At 71.4% G+C, this 22,814-nt stretch carries 25 protein-coding genes; 15 read left to right on the forward strand and 10 right to left on the reverse strand.

Features of this window, described 5'->3' with window-relative positions; all coding sequences use genetic code 11:
* Window positions 1-285: 285 nt before the first annotated feature.
* The gene (locus tag AB0F13_RS03865; RefSeq protein ID WP_361895416.1) at window positions 286-582 is read left to right on the forward strand and encodes a DUF4193 domain-containing protein; all 297 of its coding nucleotides are present in this window, start codon (window positions 286-288) and stop codon (window positions 580-582) included.
* 13 nt (window positions 583-595) lie between these two features.
* Window positions 596-1,387 (forward strand): hypothetical protein, encoded by a 792-nt coding sequence (locus tag AB0F13_RS03870; protein WP_362074689.1) that lies wholly within the window; start codon window positions 596-598, stop codon window positions 1,385-1,387.
* A gap of 13 nt (window positions 1,388-1,400) precedes the next feature.
* On the opposite strand, the gene AB0F13_RS03875 is transcribed toward AB0F13_RS03870, so the two are convergent.
* A complete protein-coding gene (locus AB0F13_RS03875) occupies window positions 1,401-1,844 on the reverse strand; it encodes a DUF3093 domain-containing protein (RefSeq protein ID WP_362074692.1) in 444 nt (147 codons plus the stop codon).
* A 59-nt stretch (window positions 1,845-1,903) separates the two neighbouring features.
* Here AB0F13_RS03875 and AB0F13_RS03880 point away from each other — a divergent pair, with 59 nt between their 5' ends.
* The 7 genes from AB0F13_RS03880 to kdpC all read left to right on the forward strand — a co-directional run bounded on the left by AB0F13_RS03880 (window position 1,904) and on the right by kdpC (window position 8,722).
* Complete coding sequence (locus tag AB0F13_RS03880) at window positions 1,904-2,488, forward strand: PaaI family thioesterase (RefSeq protein WP_362074695.1); 585 nt, start codon at window positions 1,904-1,906, stop codon at window positions 2,486-2,488.
* 85 nt (window positions 2,489-2,573) lie between these two features.
* Entirely contained in the window at window positions 2,574-3,074 is a 501-nt protein-coding gene (gene dut / locus AB0F13_RS03885; protein ID WP_360910664.1) for a dUTP diphosphatase, read from the forward strand.
* Between the two features lies 1 nt (window position 3,075).
* Window positions 3,076-3,861 (forward strand): DUF3710 domain-containing protein, encoded by a 786-nt coding sequence (locus tag AB0F13_RS03890; RefSeq protein WP_362074698.1) that lies wholly within the window; start codon window positions 3,076-3,078, stop codon window positions 3,859-3,861.
* Window positions 3,862-4,175: 314 nt separating this feature from the next.
* Window positions 4,176-4,265, forward strand: a complete 90-nt coding sequence (gene kdpF / locus AB0F13_RS03895) for a K(+)-transporting ATPase subunit F (RefSeq protein WP_043188605.1) — start codon at window positions 4,176-4,178, stop codon at window positions 4,263-4,265.
* A gap of 8 nt (window positions 4,266-4,273) precedes the next feature.
* Window positions 4,274-5,965: a potassium-transporting ATPase subunit KdpA gene (gene kdpA, locus AB0F13_RS03900; protein ID WP_362074701.1), complete on the forward strand. Its 1,692-nt coding sequence runs from the start codon at window positions 4,274-4,276 to the stop codon at window positions 5,963-5,965.
* Complete coding sequence (gene kdpB / locus AB0F13_RS03905) at window positions 5,962-8,070, forward strand: potassium-transporting ATPase subunit KdpB (protein ID WP_362074704.1); 2,109 nt, start codon at window positions 5,962-5,964, stop codon at window positions 8,068-8,070. Before kdpA ends, kdpB begins: the two co-directional genes overlap by 4 nt.
* 4 nt (window positions 8,071-8,074) lie before the next feature.
* Window positions 8,075-8,722 carry a potassium-transporting ATPase subunit KdpC gene (gene kdpC / locus AB0F13_RS03910; RefSeq protein WP_362074707.1) on the forward strand — a complete coding sequence of 216 codons (648 nt, stop codon included), beginning with the start codon at window positions 8,075-8,077 and terminating at the stop codon, window positions 8,720-8,722.
* A 70-nt stretch (window positions 8,723-8,792) separates the two neighbouring features.
* Here kdpC and AB0F13_RS03915 read toward each other — a convergent pair whose 3' ends face one another.
* The 5 genes from AB0F13_RS03915 to AB0F13_RS03935 form a co-directional block, all read right to left on the reverse strand.
* Window positions 8,793-9,401 (reverse strand): DUF6875 domain-containing protein, encoded by a 609-nt coding sequence (locus AB0F13_RS03915; RefSeq protein ID WP_362074710.1) that lies wholly within the window; start codon window positions 9,399-9,401, stop codon window positions 8,793-8,795.
* A 51-nt stretch (window positions 9,402-9,452) separates the two neighbouring features.
* Complete coding sequence (locus AB0F13_RS03920) at window positions 9,453-9,899, reverse strand: lasso peptide biosynthesis B2 protein (RefSeq protein ID WP_362076003.1); 447 nt, start codon at window positions 9,897-9,899, stop codon at window positions 9,453-9,455.
* Between the two features lie 8 nt (window positions 9,900-9,907).
* Window positions 9,908-10,138, reverse strand: coding sequence for a lasso peptide biosynthesis PqqD family chaperone (locus tag AB0F13_RS03925; RefSeq protein WP_362074713.1), 231 nt, complete (start codon window positions 10,136-10,138; stop codon window positions 9,908-9,910).
* A 29-nt stretch (window positions 10,139-10,167) separates the two neighbouring features.
* Window positions 10,168-11,991 carry a lasso peptide isopeptide bond-forming cyclase gene (locus tag AB0F13_RS03930; protein WP_362076005.1) on the reverse strand — a complete coding sequence of 608 codons (1,824 nt, stop codon included), beginning with the start codon at window positions 11,989-11,991 and terminating at the stop codon, window positions 10,168-10,170.
* 112 nt (window positions 11,992-12,103) lie between these two features.
* Window positions 12,104-12,241 carry a lasso RiPP family leader peptide-containing protein gene (locus AB0F13_RS03935; RefSeq protein ID WP_362074716.1) on the reverse strand — a complete coding sequence of 46 codons (138 nt, stop codon included), beginning with the start codon at window positions 12,239-12,241 and terminating at the stop codon, window positions 12,104-12,106.
* 362 nt (window positions 12,242-12,603) lie between these two features.
* Between AB0F13_RS03935 and AB0F13_RS03940 the strand changes: the two genes are divergently transcribed.
* Entirely contained in the window at window positions 12,604-14,454 is a 1,851-nt protein-coding gene (locus AB0F13_RS03940; RefSeq protein WP_362074719.1) for an NAD-binding protein, read from the forward strand.
* Window positions 14,455-14,499: 45 nt separating this feature from the next.
* Window positions 14,500-14,616, forward strand: a complete 117-nt coding sequence (locus AB0F13_RS03945; RefSeq protein WP_362074722.1) for a DUF6191 domain-containing protein — start codon at window positions 14,500-14,502, stop codon at window positions 14,614-14,616.
* Window positions 14,617-14,644: 28 nt separating this feature from the next.
* Here AB0F13_RS03945 and AB0F13_RS03950 read toward each other — a convergent pair whose 3' ends face one another.
* Complete coding sequence (locus tag AB0F13_RS03950) at window positions 14,645-15,184, reverse strand: GNAT family N-acetyltransferase (RefSeq protein ID WP_362074725.1); 540 nt, start codon at window positions 15,182-15,184, stop codon at window positions 14,645-14,647.
* 269 nt (window positions 15,185-15,453) lie between these two features.
* On the opposite strand from AB0F13_RS03950, the gene AB0F13_RS03955 reads away from it, so the two are divergent.
* From AB0F13_RS03955 to AB0F13_RS03970, 4 genes are all read left to right on the forward strand, one after another.
* Window positions 15,454-18,006, forward strand: a complete 2,553-nt coding sequence (locus AB0F13_RS03955; protein WP_362074727.1) for a sensor histidine kinase KdpD — start codon at window positions 15,454-15,456, stop codon at window positions 18,004-18,006.
* 85 nt (window positions 18,007-18,091) lie between these two features.
* Complete coding sequence (locus AB0F13_RS03960) at window positions 18,092-18,781, forward strand: response regulator (protein WP_362074730.1); 690 nt, start codon at window positions 18,092-18,094, stop codon at window positions 18,779-18,781.
* 128 nt (window positions 18,782-18,909) lie between these two features.
* Window positions 18,910-19,308: an OB-fold nucleic acid binding domain-containing protein gene (locus tag AB0F13_RS03965; RefSeq protein WP_362074733.1), complete on the forward strand. Its 399-nt coding sequence runs from the start codon at window positions 18,910-18,912 to the stop codon at window positions 19,306-19,308.
* A gap of 3 nt (window positions 19,309-19,311) precedes the next feature.
* Window positions 19,312-20,058 (forward strand): DUF3159 domain-containing protein, encoded by a 747-nt coding sequence (locus tag AB0F13_RS03970; protein WP_362074736.1) that lies wholly within the window; start codon window positions 19,312-19,314, stop codon window positions 20,056-20,058.
* Window positions 20,059-20,127: 69 nt separating this feature from the next.
* Here the strand turns inward: AB0F13_RS03970 and AB0F13_RS03975 are convergent, their stop codons facing one another.
* The 3 genes from AB0F13_RS03975 to AB0F13_RS03985 form a co-directional block, all read right to left on the reverse strand.
* Complete coding sequence (locus tag AB0F13_RS03975) at window positions 20,128-20,805, reverse strand: TrkA family potassium uptake protein (RefSeq protein WP_362074739.1); 678 nt, start codon at window positions 20,803-20,805, stop codon at window positions 20,128-20,130.
* Window positions 20,802-21,473: a TrkA family potassium uptake protein gene (locus AB0F13_RS03980; RefSeq protein WP_362074742.1), complete on the reverse strand. Its 672-nt coding sequence runs from the start codon at window positions 21,471-21,473 to the stop codon at window positions 20,802-20,804. Before AB0F13_RS03980 ends, AB0F13_RS03975 begins: the two co-directional genes overlap by 4 nt.
* 247 nt (window positions 21,474-21,720) lie before the next feature.
* Complete coding sequence (locus AB0F13_RS03985) at window positions 21,721-22,743, reverse strand: RICIN domain-containing protein (protein WP_362074745.1); 1,023 nt, start codon at window positions 22,741-22,743, stop codon at window positions 21,721-21,723.
* Window positions 22,744-22,814 lie beyond the last annotated feature (71 nt).

Here is a 22,814-nt window from a genome sequence, read left to right on the forward strand (position 1 = left end):
CTCTCCGTGACCGAAAGAGCCCGGGGAACGCCTGAAAAATGGGGGTTTCCGGGGGTCCTGATCACGGGAAGTACACGAGATGGTGCGGCCGCACCCGGCTTCCCGGCCGTGTACGGTCCCGATCGCCACCCATCCCCATCACCTCTTCAGGTGTGCGATTGGGTGTCGATTGAGTAACAGACCTTGATGTGAGGCAAAATCTCCGCCTCGGGTCGGGCACAAGTCCGGCCTCTCACGCGTTACGTGCGCTGGAGACACCGCAGACACCCAGAGGGGGAGAGCGACATGGCAACGGACTACGACACCCCACGCAAGACCGATGATGATGTCAACGAGGACAGCATCGAAGAACTGAAGGCCAGGCGGAACGACAAGTCGACCTCGTCGGTAGACGTCGACGACTTTGAAGCCGCGGAGGGCCTGGAGCTGCCCGGCGCGGACCTTTCCAATGAGGAGCTGTCCGTACGGGTCCTGCCCCGGCAGGCCGACGAGTTCACGTGCATGAGCTGCTTCCTCGTGCACCACCGCAGCCAGCTGGCCGGAGAGAAGAACGGCCAGCCGATCTGCCGCGACTGCGAGTGAGGCAGGGTCTGCGATGGCAGGCTCGACCCCGTTCCGGAAGCGGCGTTCCCGGCAGCCCGAGCAGGTCGGCGGGCTTGCCGAGAACGCACCCGGCGGTTCGGCCGGGAAGGGTGTGAACCCGAGCGTCGAGCGAGGCCGTAAGGCCTCGCTCGCGGCTGTCGTCGGCCGCGGCACCCAGAAGGTGAAACAGGGCGGCCGGGGAGCGCGGGCGGGTCTCACCGCCGTCGCCGACCGGATCATCGCGAACGCCCCGCGCATTCCCGTGCGCGACCTCGCGACCCTTCGCATCCAGTTCCCCGGCCTCGGCCCGGAGGAGCTGGCGGACAAGCTGGTGGCCGGCGCCGTGTACGGCACGTCCACCGTGGGCGCCGGCGTCGGCGCGGCGGCGATGCTGCCGGTGCCGCCCGCCATGCCCGCCGAGCTGGCGGCGGAGATCATCGGCGTCGCCGCCGTGGAGTTCAAGATGATCGCCGAGCTGCACGAGGTGTACGGCGTCCCGGCGCCCGGGACCGTACGCCAGCGGGCCACCGCCTACCTCGGCGCGTGGGCCGACGAGAGGGGCATCGACGTCACGTCCCCCCTGACGGTCAACGCCGCGCTGGGCGGCCAGCTCAGGCGCGAGCTGCGCCAGCAGATCCTCAAGCGCACGTTCCGCAGCCTGCCGAACCTGGCGCCCTTCATGATCGGAGCGGCCGTCGGCGCCGTGCTGAACCGCCGCGACACCAAGAGACTCGCCGAGAAGGTCCGCAAGGACCTGCGGACCAGGCAGGTGCCCTGGGACGGGCCGCCCGCACTGCCCGGCTAGCCGCCGCCGGGCGTCAGGCCCGTACGGCCGTCAGGGCGGCCGCCAGGCGCTCGGGGGAGCGTGTGGAGAGGTAGAGGTAGGGGGTCGGGTCCGCAGGGTCCGTGACCTCGATGCGCACCGCCGTGGGCACGTACCCGCGCAGCAGCATGAACGCGCGGACGTCGGCCTTGTGGGTCCGCCAGGCGCGGGCCTCCTCCGCGTCCAGGACCTCCGGCACCCCGAGCGCCTCGACGGGGATTTTCGCGTCCCCCGCGACGAGCGCGCCGCCCACGACCCGGATCCGGACGGAGCCGTACGAGCTGACCGCGACCGCCGCGATCGCCCCGCCGCCGACCAGGCCGCCGAGCATCGGCAGGGTGCCCAGGGGCAGCAGGATCAGCGCCATGGCGATACCGGCGAGAACCGCGATGAACCACCAGGAACGGGGCGCGGTCAGGCGTTCTTCGTAAGGCTGCATACGCACAAGCTTGGCACGGACAGGACCGGGTGCCGCCCGCGCGGGTAAGGTCAGCCCCTGTGAGTGGACGAACGACAGCGCTGACACCGCCGGCCGACGCCGGGCCCCCGGTGCGGCACCCCGAAGCCCCCGCGCCCGGAGAGGTCATCGGGTCGCACTACGAGCACTGTTTCGGCTGCGGCGGCGGCATGCCGCACGGGCTGCACCTGGAGACGAGGGCCGGCGAGGGCGTGAGTGTCACCGCCGAGTTCCGGGTCAAGCAGGCCCACCAGGGCGCCCCCGGCCTGGCGCACGGCGGCGTGCTGGCCACGGCCCTGGACGAGACGCTGGGCGGCCTGGGCTGGCTGTTGCGGGTCATCGCGGTGACGGGACGGCTGGAGACGGACTTCGTCCGCCCGGTGCCGGTGGACACGGTGCTGCACCTGAGCGCGGAGGCCGTGGCCGTGCACGGTCGCAAGATCTACTGCACCGCCACCGGCCGGATCGGCGGCCCGGACGGGCCCGTCGCGGTCCGCGCGGACGCGGTGTTCATCGAAGTCAAGATCGACCACTTCATCGAGAACGGCCGCAAGGAAGATATCCAGGCGGCACTGGCCGACCCCGACCGGACGAAGGTCGCACGCGCTTTCGAGGTGAACCCGTGAGTGCCGCACCCGGGGCCCGCGGGCCGCAGAGCACGTACGACCCGCGGGCCGGTTTCGCGGGCGCAGGAGCGAGCAGGAGCATGCAGTGAGCCGTCAGCCCGTCGACGTCCTGATCCGCCGGGTCGACCCCGAGGTGGCCATTCCCTCGTACGGTCATCCCGGCGACGCGGGCTGCGACCTGGTCACGACCGAGGCCGCCGAGCTGGCGCCCGGCGAGCGGATGGTGCTGCCCACCGGCATCTCCATCGCGCTGCCCGACGGGTACGCCGCGTTCGTGCACCCCCGCTCGGGCCTCGCCGCCCGGTGCGGGGTGTCCATGGTCAACGCCCCGGGCACCATCGATGCCGGGTACCGTGGAGAGATCAAGGTGATTGTGGTCAATCTGGACCCGCGCGAAAGCGTTCGGTTCGAGAGGTTCGACCGCATCGCCCAGTTGGTTGTTCAGCAGGTCGAGAAGGTCCGCTTCCACGAGGTGGCGGAACTTCCCGGCTCGGCGCGGGCCGAAGGGGGCTTCGGGTCCACCGGTGGCCACGCTGCCGTGGGGAATGGATTCGCTTCGGTCGCCTGCGACCGGGAAGGACAGTGACGTGTTCGGTCGTCGCCGCAAGCGCAGCGAGGACGTCGTCGATCGGGTTGATCGCATCGACGACGTGACCTCCGAGGAGTTGGCCGAGGACTCCCTCGCCAACGAGGACGCACATGCCTCCGCGGCCGAGAGCAGGATCCGGCTGGAGCCGGAGCCCCGCCCCGACGGGCCGTGGGACATCTCCGAGGTCATGGAGCCCGGCGACGGCCGGGTGGACCTCGGCGGGCTCTTCGTGCCCGGCGTCGAAGGCATGGAGCTGCGGGTCGAGGTCGCCGGTGACGCGATCGTCGCCGCGACCGTCGTGCTGCGTGACAGCGCCGTACAGCTCCAGGCGTTCGCCGCCCCCAAGCGCGAGGGCATCTGGCACGAGGTGCGCGAGGAGATCGCCGGCGGCATCACCCAGCAGGGCGGTGTCGTGGACGAGGTCGAGGGACCGCTCGGCTGGGAGCTGCGGGCACAGGTGCCCGTGGCGCTGCCGGACGGTACGAACGGGGTGCAGCTGGTGCGCTTCGTCGGCTGTGACGGGCCGCGCTGGTTCCTGCGCGGTGTGATCTCCGGCCAGGGCGCGGTGCAGCCGCAGACCGCCGGGCTGCTGGAGCAGATCTTCCGGGACACGGTCGTCGTGCGCGGCGAGTCCCCGATGGCCCCGCGCGACCCGATCGTGCTCAAGCTGCCGGAGGACGCCCAGATGGTGGCCGAGGGCCTGCAGCAGGAGGAGCAGGGCTCCCGCTTCGCGGGAGGCGTGGACCACCTGCAGCGCGGCCCGGAGATCACCGAGGTGCGCTGACCCGGGGCGCTGCCATCAGGCCGCCGGGCGGCTGGAAGATGCCGTTTCGCTGGGCCGGAACCCGAAGTACGGGTTCCGGCCCAGCGGCGTTTGCGCAGGTCCGGGCCGCGCCCGTATGGATCCCGTCAAGGGCGCGCCAATGGCCGTAAGAGAGGCGTCAACGCCACTCGTACCCGTCGGTATCGGCGGTTTCCTCTAGAGGTCCGTTCATCCGAACCTCTCTAGGAGCACACGATGGCCGATGTGGCCTTCGTCGTCACCACGATCGCGGTCTTCGCGGTGGTGGCTCTCGTCGCCAAGGGGGTGACGAAGCTGTGACCGCCGAGAACATCGTCGGCCTGGTCGTGGCCGTCGCCCTCCTGGGCTACCTGATCCTCGCCCTCGTTTTCCCGGAGAGGTTCTGAGCACAGATATGAGCCCCGTCCTTTCCGGAGTTCTCCAGCTCACCGCGGTCATCATGGCGCTGGCGCTCGCCTACCGCCCCCTGGGCGACTACATGGCCCGCGTGTACAGCTCCGACAAGCACCTGCGCGCCGAGAAGTGGATCTACCGCTCGATCGGCGCCGACCCCGACGCGGAGATGCGCTGGCCCGCGTATCTGCGCGGCGTCCTCGCCTTCTCCGCGGTGGGCGTCCTCTTCCTGTACCTGCTCCAGCGGATTCAGGGCGTCCTGCCCGACTCGCTGTCGCTCGGCTTCACCGCGATCACCCCGGACCAGGCGTTCAACACCGCCGCGTCCTTCGTCGCCAACACCAACTGGCAGTCGTATTCCGGCGAGCAGGCCATGGGCCACGCCGTCCAGACGCTCGGCCTCGCGGTGCAGAACTTCGTCTCCGCGGCCGTCGGCATCGCCGTCGCCGTCGCGCTCGTCCGGGGCTTCGTCCGGTCCCGCACCGGCGACCTGGGCAACTTCTGGGCCGACCTGGTACGCGGCACCGTCCGCATCCTGATCCCGCTCTCCGTCATCGGCGCGGTCGTGCTCGTCGCGTGCGGCGCGATCCAGAACTTCGCGGGCATCCACGAGATCGGACAGCTGACCGGCGGCACCCAGCAGGTCAACGGCGGCGCCGTGGCCTCGCAGGAGGTCATCAAGGAGCTGGGCACCAACGGCGGCGGTTACTTCAACGCCAACTCCGCCCACCCGTTCGAGAACCCCAACGCCTTCACCAACCTCTTCGAGATCTTCCTGATCCTGGTCATCCCGTTCTCGCTGACCCGGACCTTCGGCAAGCTCGTCGGCAATGTCAGGCAGGGCTACGCGATCCTGGCCACGATGGGCGTCATCTGGGTCGCCTTCACGGCGCTGATGATGTGGACCGAGCACGCGCACCACGGCGCGGCCCTCCAGGCGGCCGGCGGCGCGATGGAGGGCAAGGAGCAGCGCTTCGGCGTCGGTGCGTCCGCGATCTTCGCGACCACCACCACCCTCACCTCCACTGGTGCGGTCGACTCCTTCCACTCCTCCTTCACCGGCCTCGGCGGCGGCCTCACGCTGCTGTCGATGATGCTCGGCGAGATCGCGCCCGGCGGCGTCGGCTCCGGCCTCTACGGCATGCTCGTCATGGCGATCATCGCGGTCTTCATCGCGGGCCTGATGGTCGGCCGTACGCCCGAGTACCTCGGCAAGAAGATCGGCACCCGCGAGATCAAACTCGCCGCGTGCTACATCCTCATCACCCCGACCCTGGTCCTCGGCTTCACCGCCCTGTCCATGGCGCTGTCGGCCCCGCCGGACTCGATCCTGAACACCGCGGGCAACTCCGTGCACAACAGTGGCGCCCACGGCTTCTCCGAGGTGCTCTACGCGTTCACCTCCGGCGCCAACAACAACGGCTCCGCGATGGCCGGCCTCAACGCCGACACGCAGTGGTACAACACCACGATCGGCCTCGCCATGCTCCTCGGCCGCTTCCTGCCGATGGTCTTCGTCCTGGCGCTGGCCGGCTCGCTCGCCGAGCAGAAGCCCGTCCCCGAGACGGCGGGAACCCTGCGCACCGAGAAGCCGCTCTTCGCGGGTCTGCTCGTCGGGGCGATCCTCGTCATCACCGGCTTGACCTACTTCCCGGCCCTGGCCCTAGGCCCGATGGCGGAGGGACTTTCATGAGCACCACCACCCCTGTCCGTACCGAGCCCGAGGACCCCAAGGACACCCGTCCGCACGGCTGCGAGGAGCCCGGACGCGTCTCCGGTGGCCTCTTCGACCCGGCACAGCTGATGAAGTCGCTGCCGGACGCGTTCCGCAAGCTCGACCCCCGGGTGATGATCAAGGCCCCGGTCATGTTCGTCGTCCTGATCGGCTCGGTGGTCACCACCGTGCTGGCGGTCAAGGACGCCGGCGACTGGTTCGGCTGGGCGATCACGGTCTGGCTGTGGCTGACCGTCCTGTTCGCCAACCTCGCCGAGGCCGTCGCCGAGGGCCGCGGCAAGGCCCAGGCCGACACCCTGCGCAAGGCCAAGACCGACACGGTGGCCCGGCGCCTGACCGGGGCCGGTCAGGAGTCGGTGCCCGGCACCGAGCTGCGCGTGGGCGACCTCGTCGTCTGCGAGGCCGGCGACATCATCCCGGGCGACGGCGACGTCGTCGAGGGCGTCGCGAGCGTCGACGAGTCCGCGATCACCGGGGAGTCGGCCCCGGTCATCCGCGAGTCCGGAGGCGACCGCAGCGCCGTCACCGGCGGTACGAAGGTGCTGTCCGACCGCGTCGTCATCAAGATCATGACGAAACCGGGCGAGACCTTCATCGACCGCATGATCAACCTGGTCGAGGGCGCCGCCCGGCAGAAGACGCCGAACGAGATAGCGCTCAACATCCTGCTGGCCTCGCTCACCATCGTCTTCCTGCTGGCCGTCGTCACCCTGCAGCCCTTCGCGATCCACGCGGACGCCGAGCAGTCGATGATCGTGCTCGCGGCCCTGGTGGTCTGCCTCATCCCCACCACCATCGGCGCGCTGCTCTCCGCGATCGGCATCGCCGGCATGGACCGGCTCGTCCAGCGCAACGTGCTGGCGATGTCCGGACGCGCGGTCGAGTCGGCCGGTGACATCTCCACGCTGCTGCTCGACAAGACGGGCACCATCACCTACGGCAACCGCCAGGCGGCCGGGTTCGTCCCGGTGAAGGGCACGATGGCCGCCGAGGTGGCGGACGCCGCCCAGCTCTCCTCGCTCGCCGACGAGACGCCCGAGGGCCGCTCGGTCGTCGTTCTCGCCAAGGAGAAGTACGGCCTGCGCGAGCGTCACGAGGGCGAGCTCGTCGGAGCCGAGTGGGTGCCCTTCACGGCCCGGACCCGGATGTCGGGTGTGGACGTGGACGGGCGCAAGGTCCGCAAGGGCGCGACCGGTTCGGTCGTCGCCTGGGTCGAGGAGCGCGGCGGCCGTGTCGCCGAGGACGCCCGGACGCTCACCGAGGAGATCTCCCAGGCGGGCGGTACGCCGTTGCTCGTCGCCCTGGAAGACGAGAAGGGCGCCCGTGTGCTGGGCGTCATCCACCTCAAGGACGTCGTCAAGGAGGGCATGCGGGAGCGGTTCGACGAGCTGCGCCGCATGGGCATCAAGACCGTCATGATCACCGGTGACAATCCGCTGACGGCCAAGGCCATCGCCGAAGAGGCGGGTGTCGACGACTTCCTCGCCGAGGCCACCCCCGAGGACAAGATGGCCCTCATCAAGCGCGAGCAGGCCGGCGGCAAGCTCGTCGCGATGACGGGCGACGGTACGAACGACGCTCCCGCGCTCGCCCAGGCGGACGTCGGTGTGGCCATGAACACCGGTACCGCGGCCGCCAAGGAGGCCGGGAACATGGTGGACCTGGACTCCGACCCGACCAAACTCATCGAGATCGTCGAGATCGGCAAGCAGCTGCTCATCACGCGCGGCGCGCTCACCACCTTCTCGATCGCCAACGACGTCGCGAAGTACTTCGCGATCATCCCGGCGATGTTCGCGGTGGCCTATCCGGGCCTGGACAAGCTCAACATCATGGGCCTGGCCTCGCCGGAGTCGGCCATCCTGTCGGCCGTCGTCTTCAACGCCCTGGTCATCGTGGCGCTGGTGCCGCTCGCCCTGAAGGGCGTGCGCTACCGGCCGATGAGCGCCGACAGCATGCTCCGGCGCAACCTCACCGTCTACGGACTGGGCGGCCTCATCGCCCCGTTCATCGGCATCAAGATCATCGACCTGCTCATCTCCCTCATCCCTGGCATCGGGTGACGTCATGAACATCTCCGTACGCAGCACAGCCCGCCTGCTGGGGGCGGGGCTCCGCGCCCTGCTCGTCCTCACGGTGATCTGCGGGGTGATCTACCCGCTGGCCGTCACCGGCATCGCCCAGGCGGCCTTCCACGACAAGGCCAACGGCTCGGAGATCAAGGCCGGTGGCAGGTCCGCCGGCTCCGAGCTGCTGGGCCAGAGCTACAACCTTCAGGAGAAGGACAAGGACGGCAACCCGCTGCCCGACCCGAAGTACTTCCAGCCGCGCGCCTCGGCGGCCGGCGCCAACACCGAGAACACCCGGTACAAGCTGCTGGTCTCCGGTGCCTCCAACCTCGCCGCCGACAGCAGGGTGCTGCTGGAGACCGTCGGGAAGCGGCGCACGGACGTCGCCGCGTTCAACGGCGTCCGCCCGGCGTCCGTCCCGGTGGACGCGCTGACCGCCTCCGCCTCGGGCGTCGACCCGGACATCTCGCCGGACTACGCCCGGCTGCAGGCCAAGCGGGTCGCGAAGGCGAACGGCCTGCCGGAGGCGAAGGTCGCCAAGCTGGTCGAGGACCACGTCGACGGCCGCGTCCTGGGCTTCATGGGCGAGGAGCGCGTCAACGTCCTCAAGCTCAATGTGGCGCTGCGCGAGCTGGCGGCCGAGTAAGGAGGGGCTGAGGCTCGCCGGTACGGCCGGCGAGCCTCAGCCCTCGTGTGTCCGGTGGCGCCCGGGCGTACTACTGCTTCGGCAGGAGCTGCCGTGCCCACAGTTTCACGTCCTTCCACTCGCGCGAGAGCTGCGCGAAGACGTCCCGCCCGTCGTCCGCCGCGGCCGCCACGGCATCGGCGAGGTCCGGTGTCCGGCTCAGGAAGAGCGGGTCGCGGGCCCGTACGACGAACCGCACGGCCATGAACGACAGTGGCGGTTCCGGGATGACGCGGCCGTGGTGGTCGGCGATCTGATCCCCCACCGGAAACTTCCCGAACATGACCCCGACCGGGGCGTAGAGGTTCTTCAGGGCCCAGTGCGGCCACGCCAGCACCTCCCGGCCGGCGCCGAGGACCGCGATGTTCTCGCACACCAGCGCACCGTGACGGCGGTTCGCCTGCGTCCGGATCCATTCCGCGGCCTGCACTCCGGCCTGGAACACGGCCGCCTCGACATCCGGCGCGTCCCCGGCCGCCTCGTACACCGTCCAGCTCGTGAGCTCGCGCTGCACGGACGGTTCGAGATACGGGCAGTGCACGGACATCGATCGCACGTACTCCGTGACGTCCACCGCCCTGGGGCTGGTGGTGCGGCTCTCCACGAGACGGAGCGCCCCGGCGGTGTGCACGGTGGTCATATGGCGGCCACCTCCTGAGCAATGGTGTGCACGGGATCCCCCCTTGGGTCATTACGAATGGGACGGGTACTTCTGTGCGGCGTCGGCGCCGGCCTCGGTGCGGGGCGGGACGGTCAGCAGCGGCTTGTAGTAGCCCTCGGGATGGGGCTCGCCGATCAACTGGCCGTCGGCTTCCACCCAGGCGTGGGCGGCGAACGGGTGAGTGCGTACGCCGGTGCACCAGGTCGGCCACACGCCGCGCGCCCGGCACAGCAGCGCGGTGGCGATGGAGCGCTGCAGGCAGTTCTGCCCCGCGCAGCGCAGGCTCACGGCCACGACCTGATCGCGCGCGGCTCGCGCCTGCCCGGCGCCGGCCGCTGACGCCCCGCGGCGCGCGCATTCGAGCACGGTGCGCAGCCGTGCGGGCTTGAGGCGGGCGAGCAGCCGGGCGGCGCCGACGGCCAGCAGCGGCAGGAGGCGGTGCCGCAGGGGAAGCCGTGGCCGCGTCGCCAGTGCCATGGACTGGCTCACGAGGCCACCGTCAGCCCGGCGGTGCGCAATTGCCGGATCACGGCGCCGACGTCGTCCGCGGCCCGCTGCGGATCGATGCCGTAGGAGGCGGCGAGGCCTTCGGCGATGGTCTCGGGAGTGTCTCCGTCCAGCAGGCGGTGCAGTACGCGGCTGCCGGTGATGTTGAGCTGCCAGTAGCGGCCGGTGCGCTGGTGCAGCAGCACCGTGCCGTCGTCGGTGTCCGTCATGGATACGTCGGGGGGAAGCCGCATACGGGTCAGACCTTCCGTGGGGCGGGGCCGTTGCTGTGATGGGTGGTGCTGCCCCGGCCGGTGGCCGTGCGCAGCCAGGTTTCGCAGCCGAGCAGGTTCTCCAGCGCCTGGGACACCGTGTTGTCCGACTGCGGGAGGGCCAGCCGCATGCGCAGTTCGCCGGGGTCGATCAGGCCGCGGGCCGCCAGCTCGGAGTCGGCGAACACGTCCAGGATGGCGGGCAGGTTGCGGCGCAGCCCCCTTCTGATGTCCTCGCCGAACTCGCCCTTGGTGGACCGTGCCCGTATCTCGTCGGGCACGATGCCGTGCATCGCATCGGCCAGCAGCGGCTTGTACCGCCACGGCCCGGCGTGTTCGTGTGCCGGTACACGCAGCACGGCGTCGAGCACGGTGTCGTCCAGGTACGGCATGTCCAGCTCCACACCGGACTCGGCGTACAGCCGCGCCAGCAGCCGGTAGGCGACCGTGTTCGAGCGGACCATGAGCAGCATCGTGTGTGTGGCGAGATCCTCGGCGAGGGGCTGCGCGTGGTCGGCGGTGCGGCGCAGTGCTTCGCGGGCCAGTTCGGCGCCCTCGGGGGTCATCCAGGGCGCCGCTCGTACGGGCCCCAGGCCCCAGCCCAGCATCGGGCGCCGCAGGGGCGGCCGGGGTTCGGTCAGCCCGTCGGCCTGGGCCCGCCACCACGAGGCGTAGGTCCCCGGGTTCGCGATCTCGGCGAGCGTCGCCTTCACCGGCCAGCGTGTCAGCGCGCAGTACGCCCGTACGTGCTTGAGCGCGGTCACCGGGCGACGGCGCATCAACTGATGCAGATAGCCGGGCATCGGGGAGAACAGCTCGTCGCCCCCGTGTCCTGCCAGATGCCGGCCGGCTCCGTGGTCGGCGAGCAGCCGGGCACCCCGGCGGATCCGGGCCGTCGCGCGCGTCAGCGAGATGGGTTCCTCGGCGGAGACCGCGACGCCGGGGTCGGCGAAGATCTCGGGGAGTTCGTGCTGCGGAACCACCAGGTGTTCGGCACGGTCGAGCAGCTTCGCCGCGTGCCCGGCGTAGGCCGCGTCGTCGTTGCCCGCTTCGGCTTCGCCCCAGCGGAAGGTCAGCAGCTCCGGGGTGCTCCGGGCCGCCAGGAAGCACAGGGAGGTCGAATCCAGCCCGCCGGACAGGTCCGCACTCAACCGGCCGTTGAGGGGTGGCCTTCGCTCCAGTACGGCGGTCAGGGCGTCCCGTACCGCCGTCGCCCCGTCCTTGAGCGACCGGTCCGGCTCGGGCGGTCGCCACCACGGCACTTCGCTTTCCCGGTCACCGTCCCACAGCAGGAAGTTCTCCGGGGCGAGCGTGCGGATGCCCGCCCACGTACTCCGCGCGTTCGCCGGGAAGGGCACCTGCAGGCCGCACGCCACGCGCAGGGCCAGAGTCTCCTCGTCCACTCCGGCCCCGGTCATCGCCGCGAGCACATCGGACCGGTCCGCGGCGAGGTGCACCCCGTTCACCCGGGTGCGGAAGACGCGGCGCAGTCCGGAGAGGCTGCCCTGGAACCGGACCTTCCCGCCCACCGATGCCACGATGTGGCAGGACCCCAGCAGCGAGGGAATGACCCGGGCCACGTCCGGCAGGCGGGAGATGCCGGCGGTGAGCTGCTCCAGCCGGCCGGCGGTGACCGGGCAGGGTCCGATCACGGCCAGACGTGCGGGGCCCGCCGAGGCCACCGTCACCTGGTCCTGGGTCCACCGGCCGACCAGCCACGGCCGCCCGGAGGCGTGGGTGATCACCTGGGGGCTCGCCAACGGTACGAGCGCCCGGATCTCCGCGCCGTCGGCGGTGTCCGGCAGGACCACGAACCCAGCAGTCATCTTCGCCATCCCCGTCGGTCGGAGCCCAGAGGGGGACCGGGCCCGCCCAGGCGGACCCGGCCCCCGTCAGTACGTCCGCAGTGGTTCTGCGGACGGTCTACCAGTTGTAGTTGAAGAACCAGTCGGGCGACCTGCCGCTCGAGCCCAGCGTGTCCTCGGTGAACTCACCCACCTCCACCAGGGTCGGCGGAATGTACTCCGTGGGTGTTTGCGTCTGCTCAGAGTGCTCGTTCAATGCGACCTCCGCTAACTAGCAAGCAGTAACACGGACTTACCGGTGGCGGAATTTAGCACCGGGCCGACTCCGTGCATGTGACCTGCATCGCACACACCGGCTGACGGAATGTCGGAAGATCGCGGGAACGCCTGGTCCCTGAATGAATTACCGGTAAAACGGAAGACCAAAAAAGGAAGCTCCCCTCCGGGCCGCGGGAGCGCCCCCGCCCTTTCGTTCCTCCGCCGGCCGAGAGCGACGGCACGGCGCGACATGCCGGTGGGCGGGGCGCATGCCCGGCCCACCGGCGTATTCGCATACCGCGATGTGCTCCGAGGAGGCACTCTTGGTGCGTGGTGTCCCTGCCTCAGCAACCTCATGTCATGTCACCCGCCGCGCACATGGTCGTATTCGGCGACGACGGGCTCGTGCACCGGCTCGCGGCGGAGCTCTCGGGTGTGTACGGCGAGCACGTCACCCTCGTGGTGCCGCCGGCGCGTGACGGCCGCCGGCCGTCGGTCGCGCCGGGCCGGGCCGCGGCCCTCTTCGGGCGGGTGACCGGCGTCGTCGGGCGCGGCGCGAACGGCGGTGGGCCGGGCGGAGCGCCGGGCGCCGGGTCGGTGCGCATCGTGGAAGCGGCCGAGCCGGACGACGAGGCGCTGGCCGAGGCCGGCATCGAGCGGGCCGCGGCGCTGGCGCTGGTCTACGACGACGACGAGACCAACATCCACGCGGCACTGCGGGCCCGCCGCGTCAACCCCCGTCTGCGGCTGGTCATCCGCCTGTACAACCGCCGGCTCGGCCAGCACCTGGAGGAACTTCTCGACCAGGCCGTCCTGGTGGACGACGCCGACGCGGGCACCACCGTCCTCTCCGACGCCGACACCGCCGCACCGGCGCTGGTGGCGGCTGCCGTCGCGGGCAGGAGCAAGGTCATCGAGGCGGGCGGCCTGCTGTTACGGGCGGCCGAGCGGCCCGCGCCGGGTTCCGGCGGAACCTCCGCGCCCGGCCCCTGCGTCCTGGCGCTGCTCTCCGACGGTGAGGGCCCCGTGCTGCTGCCGGACGAGCGGCAGGTGCGGCAGGCTGCGGGGCGCGCCCGGATCGTTGTGGAGAACGTGCGCTACCCGGGCCCGTCGCTGCCGCTGTCCCCGTCCCGGCTGGCGGCCGCCCGCAGCCTGCCGCTGGGGTCGTTCTTCTCGCGCCGGCTGCGGTGGGCGCTGGCCGGGCTGGCGGCGGCCGTATGCGGGCTGGCGGTGGCGTCATGGCTGGTCGTGGACGAGAGCAGCGCGAAGCACGCGGTGTATCTGTCGCTGCTGGACCTGTTCGCCATCAACGACCCGGCGACGGACGAGTCGTTGGGCCGCAAGGTCCTCCAGCTCCTCTCCGGCCTGGTGGGTCTGCTCTTGTTGCCGTTGCTGGTGGCGGCGGCCCTGGAGGGACTGGGGACCTTCCGGTCCGCCTCCACGCTGCGGCGTCCGCCGCGCGGCATGTCCGGTCATGTGGTGCTGCTGGGGCTGGGCAAGATCGGCGCACGCGTCCTTGCGCGGCTGCGCGAACTCGACATCCCTGTGGTGTGCGTGGAGCGGGACCCCAGCGCCCGTGGCATCGCCCTGGCCCGCTCGCTGCGCGTGCCGACCGTCATCGGCGACGTGACGGAAGAGGGCGTGCTGGAAGCCGCGAAGATCGGCGAAAGCCGCACCCTGCTGGCGCTCACCAGCAGCGACACCACCAACCTGGAGGCCGTGCTGTACGCCCGGGCGGTCAAGCCGGACGTGCGGGTGGTCATGCGCCTGTACGAGGACCGGTTCGCCCGTGCCGTCTACCGCACGCTGCGCGACTCCCACCCCCGGGCCCTGACCCGCAGCAGAAGCGTCTCCTACCTGGCCGCCCCCGCCTTCGCCGGGGCGATGATGGGCCGCCGGATCCTGGGCGCGGTGCCCGTGGAACGCAAGGTGCTCCTGATCGCGGCCCTGCCCGTGGAGGGCCACATCGCCCTGGAGGGCCGCTCGGCGGCGGAGGCGTTTCAGCCGGGCGCGTGGCGGGTGCTCGCGCTGGAGCCGGGCACCGGCGGCCGCCCGGCCGGCGCCGGTGAGCCGAGGCCCGGGCTGCCGCTGTGGGACCTGGACCCCGGGCATGTGTTCGCCCCCGGCGACCGGGTGGTGGTGGCCGCCACGCGACAGGGGCTGGCCGACCTGCTCGGCCGCCGCTCCAGGCCGCGCACGGACGTACGGTAGGCAGCCCCCGGAGCCTTGCCGGGAACGGGAGTTCGCCTGCGTGCGTTGAGCCGTTGTGACGGGCCTGGCGGCCCTCCGCAAGAACAGGACGGCGCGCCGCGCAGGACCGGCATCGACCTCGACTCGGGGACGGCGCGCACAGCGGGGCCCAGCGGCCGGTAGGCCTGCGGAGGTGTCCCTCCGTCCGGGCTCACCACACGTCGCCCGGACGCCAGTCGCAGACCAGTTCCGCGTCCAGGTCGACCTTCACGCCCGGCACGGGCAGCACGTAGATGCAGCCGTCCTCGTCCGGCGTGCGCTCGATGCCCGTCGGGGCGAGCACCGAGGACGGGCCGCGCCACCGCTGCCAGCCGCGGCCCGTGTACAGGGGCACCGCCTCGTCGGCGGCGCCGAGCGCGCCCAGCTCGTACCCGCCGTGGAACAGGACGTGCTCCAGGGCCGTCATGACGGCTGTGCCGTGGCCCCGGCGCCGGCGGTCGGCCCGTACGGCCACGGCCTCGACGTACCCCGTGCGCAGCGGCCGGCCGCCGTGCAGCAGGCGGCGCTGGACGAGCGAGCCGTGGGCGATGAGAACGCCGCCCTCCCGGACCGTCGCGTGGATGCCGCACACGGTGTGGTCCCAGTCGTCGTCCGTGAACTCGCCGTCGAACGCGTCGTCCATGAGGGCGCGGATCCCGGCCAGTTCGGCGGGGGTGAGGTCGCTGGTGTGGGCCGTACGCAGCTCGGTCATGGCGGCATCCTCGCGTCGGGGCGGTGTGCAGGAGATCCGGCCGCGTCATTGTGCCCGCGGGGCCGGGCGGACGGCACGGCGATTTCCCGGCCGCCCGGCGGTGGTCACGGCGGCGGGCGTCAGGACTGCGTCAATACCTGACGCACGGCCCGCTCCCGCCCCATTTGTCCCGAACCCTGGCCGTAAGGTCGACGGTACGCGGCAGTGCAGCACCTCAGGACGGAGAACCGGCCCGGACACCGTCGCGCATCGTGAAAGACAATGGGGCCATGGGACGCGGCAACCTCCGGATCTATCTCGGCGCGGCACCGGGCGTCGGCAAGACGTACGCCATGCTCTCGGAGGCGCACCGCCGGGTGGAGCGCGGCACCGACGTGGTCGTCGGATTCGTGGAGCACCACGGGCGCCCCCGCACCGAGGTCATGCTGCACGGCCTGGAGGAAGTGCCCCGCAAGGAGCTCCCCTACCGGGAGTCCGTCTTCACCGAGATGGACGTGGACGCGGTCCTCGCCCGCCGCCCGCGCGTCGCCCTCGTCGACGAGCTGGCCCACACCAACGTGCCCGGCTCGCGGAACACCAAGCGCTGGCAGGACGTCGAGGAGCTGCTGCAGGCGGGCATCGACGTCGTCTCGACCGTCAACATCCAGCACCTCGAGTCGCTGGGCGACGTGGTCGAGTCGATAACCGGGGTGCGCCAGCGCGAGACGGTCCCCGACGAGGTCGTACGGCGCGCGGACCAGATAGAGCTGGTCGACATGTCGCCGCAGGCCCTGCGCCGCCGCATGGCGCACGGCAACATCTACAAGCCCGACAAGGTCGACGCCGCCCTCTCCAACTACTTCCGCCCCGGCAACCTGACGGCCCTGCGGGAGCTGGCCCTGCTGTGGACCGCCGACCGCGTCGACGAGTACCTGCGGCAGTACCGCACCGACCACAGCGTCTCGACCATCTGGCACGCGCGCGAACGCATCGTCGTCGGCCTCACCGGCGGCCCCGAGGGCCGTACGCTCATCCGCCGCGCCGCCCGCATGGCGGCCAAGGGCTCCGGCAGCGAGATCCTCGCCGTCTACATCGCCCGCAGCGACGGCCTGACGTCCGCCTCGCCCAAGGAGCTGGCGGTCCAGCGCACCCTGGTCGAGGACCTGGGCGGCACGTTCCACCACGTCATAGGCGACGACGTGCCCGCCTCGCTGATGGAGTTCGCGCGCGGGGTCAACGCCACCCAGATCGTGCTCGGCTCCAGCCGCCGCAAGACCTGGCAGTACATCTTCGGCCCCGGCGTCGGCCAGACCGTCGCCCGCGACTCGGGCCCCGACCTCGACGTCCACATCGTCACGCACGAGGAGGCCGCCAAGGGCCGCGGACTGCCCGTGGCGCGCGGCGCCCGGCTCGGCCGCGGCCGGATCGTGGCGGGCTGGGCGGTCGGCGTGCTGGGGCCCCTGCTGCTCAGCTTCCTGCTGACGCAGATCGTCCCGGACCTCGGGCTCGCCAACCACATGCTGCTGTTCCTGTGCGCCACGGTGGCCGCGGCGCTGCTCGGCGGCCTCCTCCCGGCCCTCGCCTCGGCTGCCTTCGGCTCACTGCTGCTGAACTACTTCTTCGTCGAGCCCCTCCACCAGTGGACGATCACCGACCCCAAGAACATCGTCGCCATATCGATATTCGTCTTCGTCGCCGTCTCCGTGGCGTCCGTCGTCGACGTGGCCGCCCGCCGCACCCACCAGGCCGCCCGGCTGCGCGCCGAGTCGGAGATCCTCTCCTTCCTCGCCGGCAGCGTCCTGCGCGGCGAGACCAGCCTGGACGCCCTGCTGGAGAGGGTCCGCGAGACCTTCGGCATGGAGTCCGTCGCCCTGCTGGAGCGCGTCAGCGAGGTCGACCCGTGGACGTGCGCGAGCAGCGTCGTCACCAGCACCGGCAAGCCCCTGCTGCGCCCCGAGGACGCCGACGTCGACGTGCCGGTCGGCGACAACATGGCGCTGGCCCTCTCCGGCCGGGTGCTGCCCGCCGAGGACCGGCGCGTGCTCGCGGCCTTCGCCGCGCAGGCCGCGGTCGTCCTGGACCGCCAGCGGCTCGTCGGCGAGGCCGAGCAGGCCCGGGAGCTCGCGGAGGGCAACCGCATCCGCACGGCCCTCCTGGCCGCCGTCAGCCACGACCTGCGCACCCCGCTGGCCGGCATCAAGGCCTCCGTGACCTCCCTGCGCTCCGACGACGTCGCCTGGTCCGAGGAGGACGAGGCCGAGCTGCTGGCCGGCATCGAGGACGGCGCGGACCGGCTCGACCACCTCGTCGGCAACCTCCTCGACATGTCCCGCCTGCAGACCGGCACCGTCACGCCGCTGATCAGGGAGATCGACCTCGACGAGGTGGTCCCGATGGCGCTCGGCGGCGTCCCCGAGGGCAGCGTCACGCTCGACATCCCCGAGACGCTGCCGATGGTGGCCGTCGATCCGGGCCTGCTGGAGCGCGGCGTCGCGAACATCGTCGAGAACGCCGTCAAGTACAGCCCCGACGGCCGGCCCGTCCTCGTCGCCGCCAGCGCCCTGGGCGACCGGGTGGAGGTCAGGGTCGCCGACCGTGGGCCGGGCGTGCCCGACAGCGCCAAGGACCGCATCTTCGAGCCCTTCCAGCGGTACGGTGACGCCCCGCGCGGCGCCGGAGTGGGCCTCGGCCTCGCGGTCGCACGCGGCTTCGCCGAGGCCATGGGCGGCACGCTGGCCGCCGAGGACACCCCCGGCGGCGGGATGACCATGGTCCTCACGCTGCGGGCCGCCGCCGGCCGGCCGCCCGTACGGCCGGACCTCCCGGCCCAGGCCACGACGTGACGCCGCCCGGCGCCGCACAGACCGAACCGGACCAGGACCCCGGGCCCCGTCGCGGGGCCCGCATGAACAGCAGAGGTGGTTCAGCATGAACCGGGTGCTCGTGGTGGATGACGAGCCGCAGATCGTCCGCGCTCTCGTGATCAACCTCAAGGCGCGGAAGTACGAGGTCGACGCCGCGCCCGACGGCGCCACAGCACTCCAGCTCGCCGCGGCCCGCCACCCCGACGTGGTCGTCCTCGACCTCGGCCTGCCCGACATGGACGGCGTCGAGGTCATCAAGGGCCTGCGCGGCTGGACCCGGGTGCCGATCCTCGTCCTCTCCGCCCGCCAGACCTCCGACGAGAAGGTCGAGGCGCTCGACGCGGGCGCCGACGACTACGTCACGAAGCCGTTCGGGATGGACGAGTTGCTGGCGAGACTGCGGGCCGCGGTGCGGCGGGCGGAGCCGACGGGGCCGTCGGCCGCGGGCGACGACGCGATCGTCGAGACCGAGGTCTTCACGGTGGATCTCGCGGCGAAGAAGGTCAACAGGGGCGGGAAGGACGTACGCCTCACGCCGACGGAGTGGCACCTGCTGGAGGTGCTCGTGCGCAATACGGGTCGTCTCGTCAGCCAGAAGCAGCTGCTCCAGGAGGTCTGGGGGCCGTCGTACGGGACCGAGACGAACTACCTGCGGGTCTACATGGCTCAGCTGCGACGCAAACTGGAGCTCGATCCTTCGCACCCGAAGCACTTCATTACGGAGCCGGGGATGGGGTACCGGTTCGAGGTGTGACCCGGAGGTGGCCGGGGGGCCGGGGTCGGCCCTCAGGTGGACCCGGGCGGCATCGCGGGGTCGTGCGGCCCCGTTTTCGCCGTGTGAGCGCTGATCCGGCCTGCCCCTGCCCCCGGTACGCTGGGGGCATGAGTGCCGTACCCCGTTCCGAGAGGCCGACCGGCCGTTTCCGCCGGATGCTCGACCGGCTGTCCACCTCGCAGGAGGAGCTGCACCACGCGGAACTGCAGCAGGACACGGCGGCCGTCGGCTGCACGCGCATATGCGACTGCGACGACCGGCAGATAGTGAAGGTCACCGGCACGCTGCGGACCGTCACCCTGCGGCCGCGCGCCGGGGTGCCCGCACTGGAGGCCGAGCTGTTCGACGGTTCCGCCGCGCTCGACGTGGTCTGGCTGGGGCGCCGCTCCATCGCGGGCATAGAGCCCGGCCGTAAGCTGATCGCCTCCGGCCGGATCTCCATGAGCCGCGGCCGGAGAGTGCTGTTCAACCCCAGATACGAACTCCGACCGCTCGGACAGGAGTAGCCGTTGTCGTCTCTCGACAAGCCGACGGATCACCCAACCACCCAGGACGCGCGGGGCGTGCCGCATGTGCAGGGAGCGGACTCCAGATCCGTCACCGAGGCCGCCCTGTTCGAAGCCTTCGGCGGCGTACGGGGCATGGTGGAGACCACCGTCCCCGGCCTGGTCTTCGTCGCGGTCTACACGGTCAAGCGGGACATCCACTTCGCGGCGATCGCCGCACTGGGGCTGTCCCTGGTGCTCGGCCTCGCCCGGCTCGTGCGCAAGGACACCCTCAAGCACGCCTTCAGCGGCGTCTTCGGGGTTGCCTTCGGCGCCGTCTTCGCGATGATGTCCGGCGACGCCAAGAACTTCTACCTGCCGGGCATGCTCTACAGCCTGGGGCTGGCGGTGGCCTACATCGTCTCGTCGATCGCCGGCTATCCGCTGATGGGCCTGATCCTGGGGCCGGTGTTCAAGGAGAACCTCTCCTGGCGCACCCGCAACCCCGGCCGCAAGGTCGCCTACACCAAGGCCAGTTGGGCGTGGGGCCTGATCCTGCTCGCCAAGTCCGCGGTCCTCTTCCCTCTCTACTGGTGGGGTGACGTCACGCAGCTGGGCTGGGTGAAGGTGGCCCTCGGCATCCCGCCGATGCTGCTGTCGGTGTACCTGACCTGGATCTTCCTGTCGAAGGCGCCGCCGCCGATCGACGTCTTCGCGGAGATGGAGGCGGCCGAGGCCGCCGAGCGCGAGGCCGAGGCCACGGCACGCTGACCACGCGCCGCACATGCGAGGAGGGCCCCGGGAGACTTCCCGGGGCCCTCCTCGCATGCGTACCGGGGCTCAGCCGGCGGTGTCCTCGCGGCGCACCGACAGCAGGTCCTCCAGCTGCTCCTCACGGGCCGGAGCCGCCACGAACAGCAGCTCGTCCCCCGCCTCCAGCGCGTCCTCGCGGTTGGGGGTGAGCACGCGGTTGCCGCGGATGATGGTGACCAGGGAGGTGTCCTCCGGCCAGTCCACGTCCCCGACCCGGGTGCCGGCCAGGGCGGCCTCCGGCGGCAGGGTGAGCTCGACGAGGTTGGCGTCGCCCTGGCTGAAGCGCAGCAGGCGCACCAGGTCGCCGACGCTCACGGCCTCCTCGACCAGCGCCGACATCAGGCGCGGGGTGGAGACGGCCACGTCCACGCCCCAGGACTCGTTGAACAGCCACTCGTTCTTGGGGTTGTTCACGCGGGCCACGACCCGCGGCACCCCGTACTCGGTCTTGGCGAGCAGTGAGACGACGAGGTTGACCTTGTCGTCACCGGTCGCCGCGATGACCACGTTGCAGCGCTGCAGCGCGGCCTCGTCGAGCGAGGTGATCTCGCACGCGTCGGCCAGCAGCCACTCCGCCAGCGGCACCCGCTCCACGGAGATGGCCGAGGGGGCCTTGTCGATGAGCAGCACCTCGTGGCCGTTCTCGAGCAGCTCGCCCGCGATCGACCGGCCGACGGCGCCGGCACCTGCGATAGCAACCCTCATGAGTGCGACGCCTCCTCGGGACCGGCGGAGAACGCCGCTTCGACCTTCTCGACCTCGTCGGTGCGCATCATCACGTGCACCAGGTCACCTTCCTGGAGGACCGTCGCGGACGTCGGCAGCATCGCCTCGCCCAGCCGGGTGAGGAACGCCACCCGCACCCCGGTCTCCTCCTGCAACAGGCTCACCTTCTGGCCCACCCATGCCTCGGACACGGGCACCTCGGCCAGCTGGACGCCGCCGCTGGGGTCGCGCCACAGCGGCTCCGCGCCCGACGGCAGCAGCCGCCGCAGCATCTGGTCGGCCGTCCACCGTACGGTGGCCACGGTCGGGATGCCCAGCCGCTGGTAGACCTCGGCGCGGCGGGGGTCGTAGATGCGGGCCGCCACGTTCTCGACGCCGAACATCTCGCGCGCCACGCGGGCCGCGATGATGTTGGAGTTGTCGCCGCTGCTGACCGCGGCGAAGGCGCCCGCCTCCTCGATGCCGGCCTCGCGCAGGGTGTCCTGGTCGAAGCCGACGCCGGTCACCCGGCGGCCGCTGAACCCGGAGCCCAGGCGCCGGAAGGCGGTCGGGTCCTGGTCGATCACGGCGACCGTGTGGCCCCGCTGCTCAAGGGTCTGCGCGAGGGCCGAGCCCACTCGCCCGCACCCCATGATCACGATATGCATGACTATTGCCCCGTGCTCCGGTCTACCGCGCTGACCTGCACCAACACCCTGCTCACATCTTCCTTCTTCGGCTCACGGCCCCGCGGGAGCCCTCCCGTGGGTACGACGCGACGCGCCCACGGGAGAATCGTCCGCGCACGGCGCATGGCACCACCGTATCCGCAACGCCGCACGGACCGGGCCCCCGGACCGCCGACTGGCCCCCGGCCCTTGCCCCGCGGGCCGCCCGCGCCGGGGGAGGCTCCGCTCAGTTCGGAGAGGAGAGCTGCCAGGCCTGGTTCTTGTTGTTGCCCAGGCACGTCCACTGCTGGAGGTGGGTTCCGCTCCGGGGCGGATTCACCACCGGGTTGTCGGCGTTCGCGGCGTCCAGGCACTTGTCGCTGTCGACCGAGCGTATCTCCCAGAAATTGTCGGTCCGCCGGTGGAAGTACCACTTCTGGTTGGTGCCGCCGTGGCAGGGCCACTGGATCACGGGCGCGCCGTCGTTCTTGCTGAAGCCCTGCACGTCCAGGCACTTGCCCGAGTGGCGCGCCACGATCTCGAAGGTGTTCTGGTAGGCGACGCCGCCTCCCGCCCGCCGGAACGTGAAGTTCTGCCGGCCCGGGGTGTTGCTGCGGAGGGTGACCTTGGTGCCGTCCGCGGTGCTGCCCCCGTAGATGTTCGCGTACAGCCAGGGCGAGGTTTGGACACTGCGGATCCGGTAGTAGGCGTCCGCGTACCAGAACGGGTGCTTGTCGACGTCGTTCCCCGTGATGCGGTCGCGGGTGGCCACCCAGTACGACGTCGCCCGGTCGGTGTCCCCCCGCGCGTCCCGGGCCGCGGTCCGATGGACGCAGGTGCGATCGTTGGGCACCGCCCAGCGCCAGACCCAGTTCGAGGGCGTGCAGCTGCCGTCGGGCCGGGTGTGCTCCGGCGCCTCGGCGTTCTGCCGCCTGATCAGGCTGAGCCCGTGCTGGGTGACGCAGACGTGGTCGCCCGGGATCGCCTTGCGCCAGAACATGCCGCGCACACAGGTGTCCGGTCCGGAGGAAGGCATCGAGGCCGCGTCCGGGGGAGCCGCGTCCGGGGCGTCCGGGAGCAGCGACGCCACGTCCTGGTCCGTGAAGAGCCCCGAGGTCATGGCCGCGTCCGGGCCGGCGGAGGGCCCGGAGGCCAGGGCCGGGTCCGTCCGTGCGCCCGCGCCGGTGGCCTCGACCGTGGAGACCACGAGGATTCCGGCCAGGACGAGGGCGGGCCTGGCGCGCCGCCCCGTCCGTCTCGTTTCGCGCATGAGTCTGCCCACCTTGTCGCCTTGTCGCTGCGGGGGAGAGATCCGCCGTCCGCCGGAGGGATGTCCGGCGC

Source organism: Streptomyces sp. NPDC026206 (assembly GCF_040638465.1).
In the GTDB taxonomy this organism is placed as follows: Bacteria; Actinomycetota; Actinomycetes; order Streptomycetales; family Streptomycetaceae; genus Streptomyces.

What these genes read in the sequence shown, in the direction of transcription:
- AB0F13_RS03865 (WP_361895416.1), top strand. Translation starts at nt 286, where the DNA reads ATGGCAACGGACTACGACACCCCACGCAAGACCGATGATGATGTCAAC.
- AB0F13_RS03870 (WP_362074689.1), top strand. Translation starts at nt 596, where the DNA reads ATGGCAGGCTCGACCCCGTTCCGGAAGCGGCGTTCCCGGCAGCCCGAG.
- AB0F13_RS03875 (WP_362074692.1), bottom strand. Translation starts at nt 1,844, where the DNA reads ATGCAGCCTTACGAAGAACGCCTGACCGCGCCCCGTTCCTGGTGGTTC.
- kdpA (WP_362074701.1), top strand. Translation starts at nt 4,274, where the DNA reads ATGAGCCCCGTCCTTTCCGGAGTTCTCCAGCTCACCGCGGTCATCATG.
- kdpB (WP_362074704.1), top strand. Translation starts at nt 5,962, where the DNA reads ATGAGCACCACCACCCCTGTCCGTACCGAGCCCGAGGACCCCAAGGAC.
- kdpC (WP_362074707.1), top strand. Translation starts at nt 8,075, where the DNA reads ATGAACATCTCCGTACGCAGCACAGCCCGCCTGCTGGGGGCGGGGCTC.
- AB0F13_RS03915 (WP_362074710.1), bottom strand. Translation starts at nt 9,401, where the DNA reads ATGACCACCGTGCACACCGCCGGGGCGCTCCGTCTCGTGGAGAGCCGC.
- AB0F13_RS03920 (WP_362076003.1), bottom strand. Translation starts at nt 9,899, where the DNA reads ATGGCACTGGCGACGCGGCCACGGCTTCCCCTGCGGCACCGCCTCCTG.
- AB0F13_RS03925 (WP_362074713.1), bottom strand. Translation starts at nt 10,138, where the DNA reads ATGACGGACACCGACGACGGCACGGTGCTGCTGCACCAGCGCACCGGC.
- AB0F13_RS03940 (WP_362074719.1), top strand. Translation starts at nt 12,604, where the DNA reads ATGTCACCCGCCGCGCACATGGTCGTATTCGGCGACGACGGGCTCGTG.
- AB0F13_RS03950 (WP_362074725.1), bottom strand. Translation starts at nt 15,184, where the DNA reads ATGACCGAGCTGCGTACGGCCCACACCAGCGACCTCACCCCCGCCGAA.
- AB0F13_RS03955 (WP_362074727.1), top strand. Translation starts at nt 15,454, where the DNA reads ATGGGACGCGGCAACCTCCGGATCTATCTCGGCGCGGCACCGGGCGTC.
- AB0F13_RS03960 (WP_362074730.1), top strand. Translation starts at nt 18,092, where the DNA reads ATGAACCGGGTGCTCGTGGTGGATGACGAGCCGCAGATCGTCCGCGCT.
- AB0F13_RS03965 (WP_362074733.1), top strand. Translation starts at nt 18,910, where the DNA reads ATGAGTGCCGTACCCCGTTCCGAGAGGCCGACCGGCCGTTTCCGCCGG.
- AB0F13_RS03975 (WP_362074739.1), bottom strand. Translation starts at nt 20,805, where the DNA reads ATGAGGGTTGCTATCGCAGGTGCCGGCGCCGTCGGCCGGTCGATCGCG.
- AB0F13_RS03980 (WP_362074742.1), bottom strand. Translation starts at nt 21,473, where the DNA reads ATGCATATCGTGATCATGGGGTGCGGGCGAGTGGGCTCGGCCCTCGCG.
- AB0F13_RS03985 (WP_362074745.1), bottom strand. Translation starts at nt 22,743, where the DNA reads ATGCGCGAAACGAGACGGACGGGGCGGCGCGCCAGGCCCGCCCTCGTC.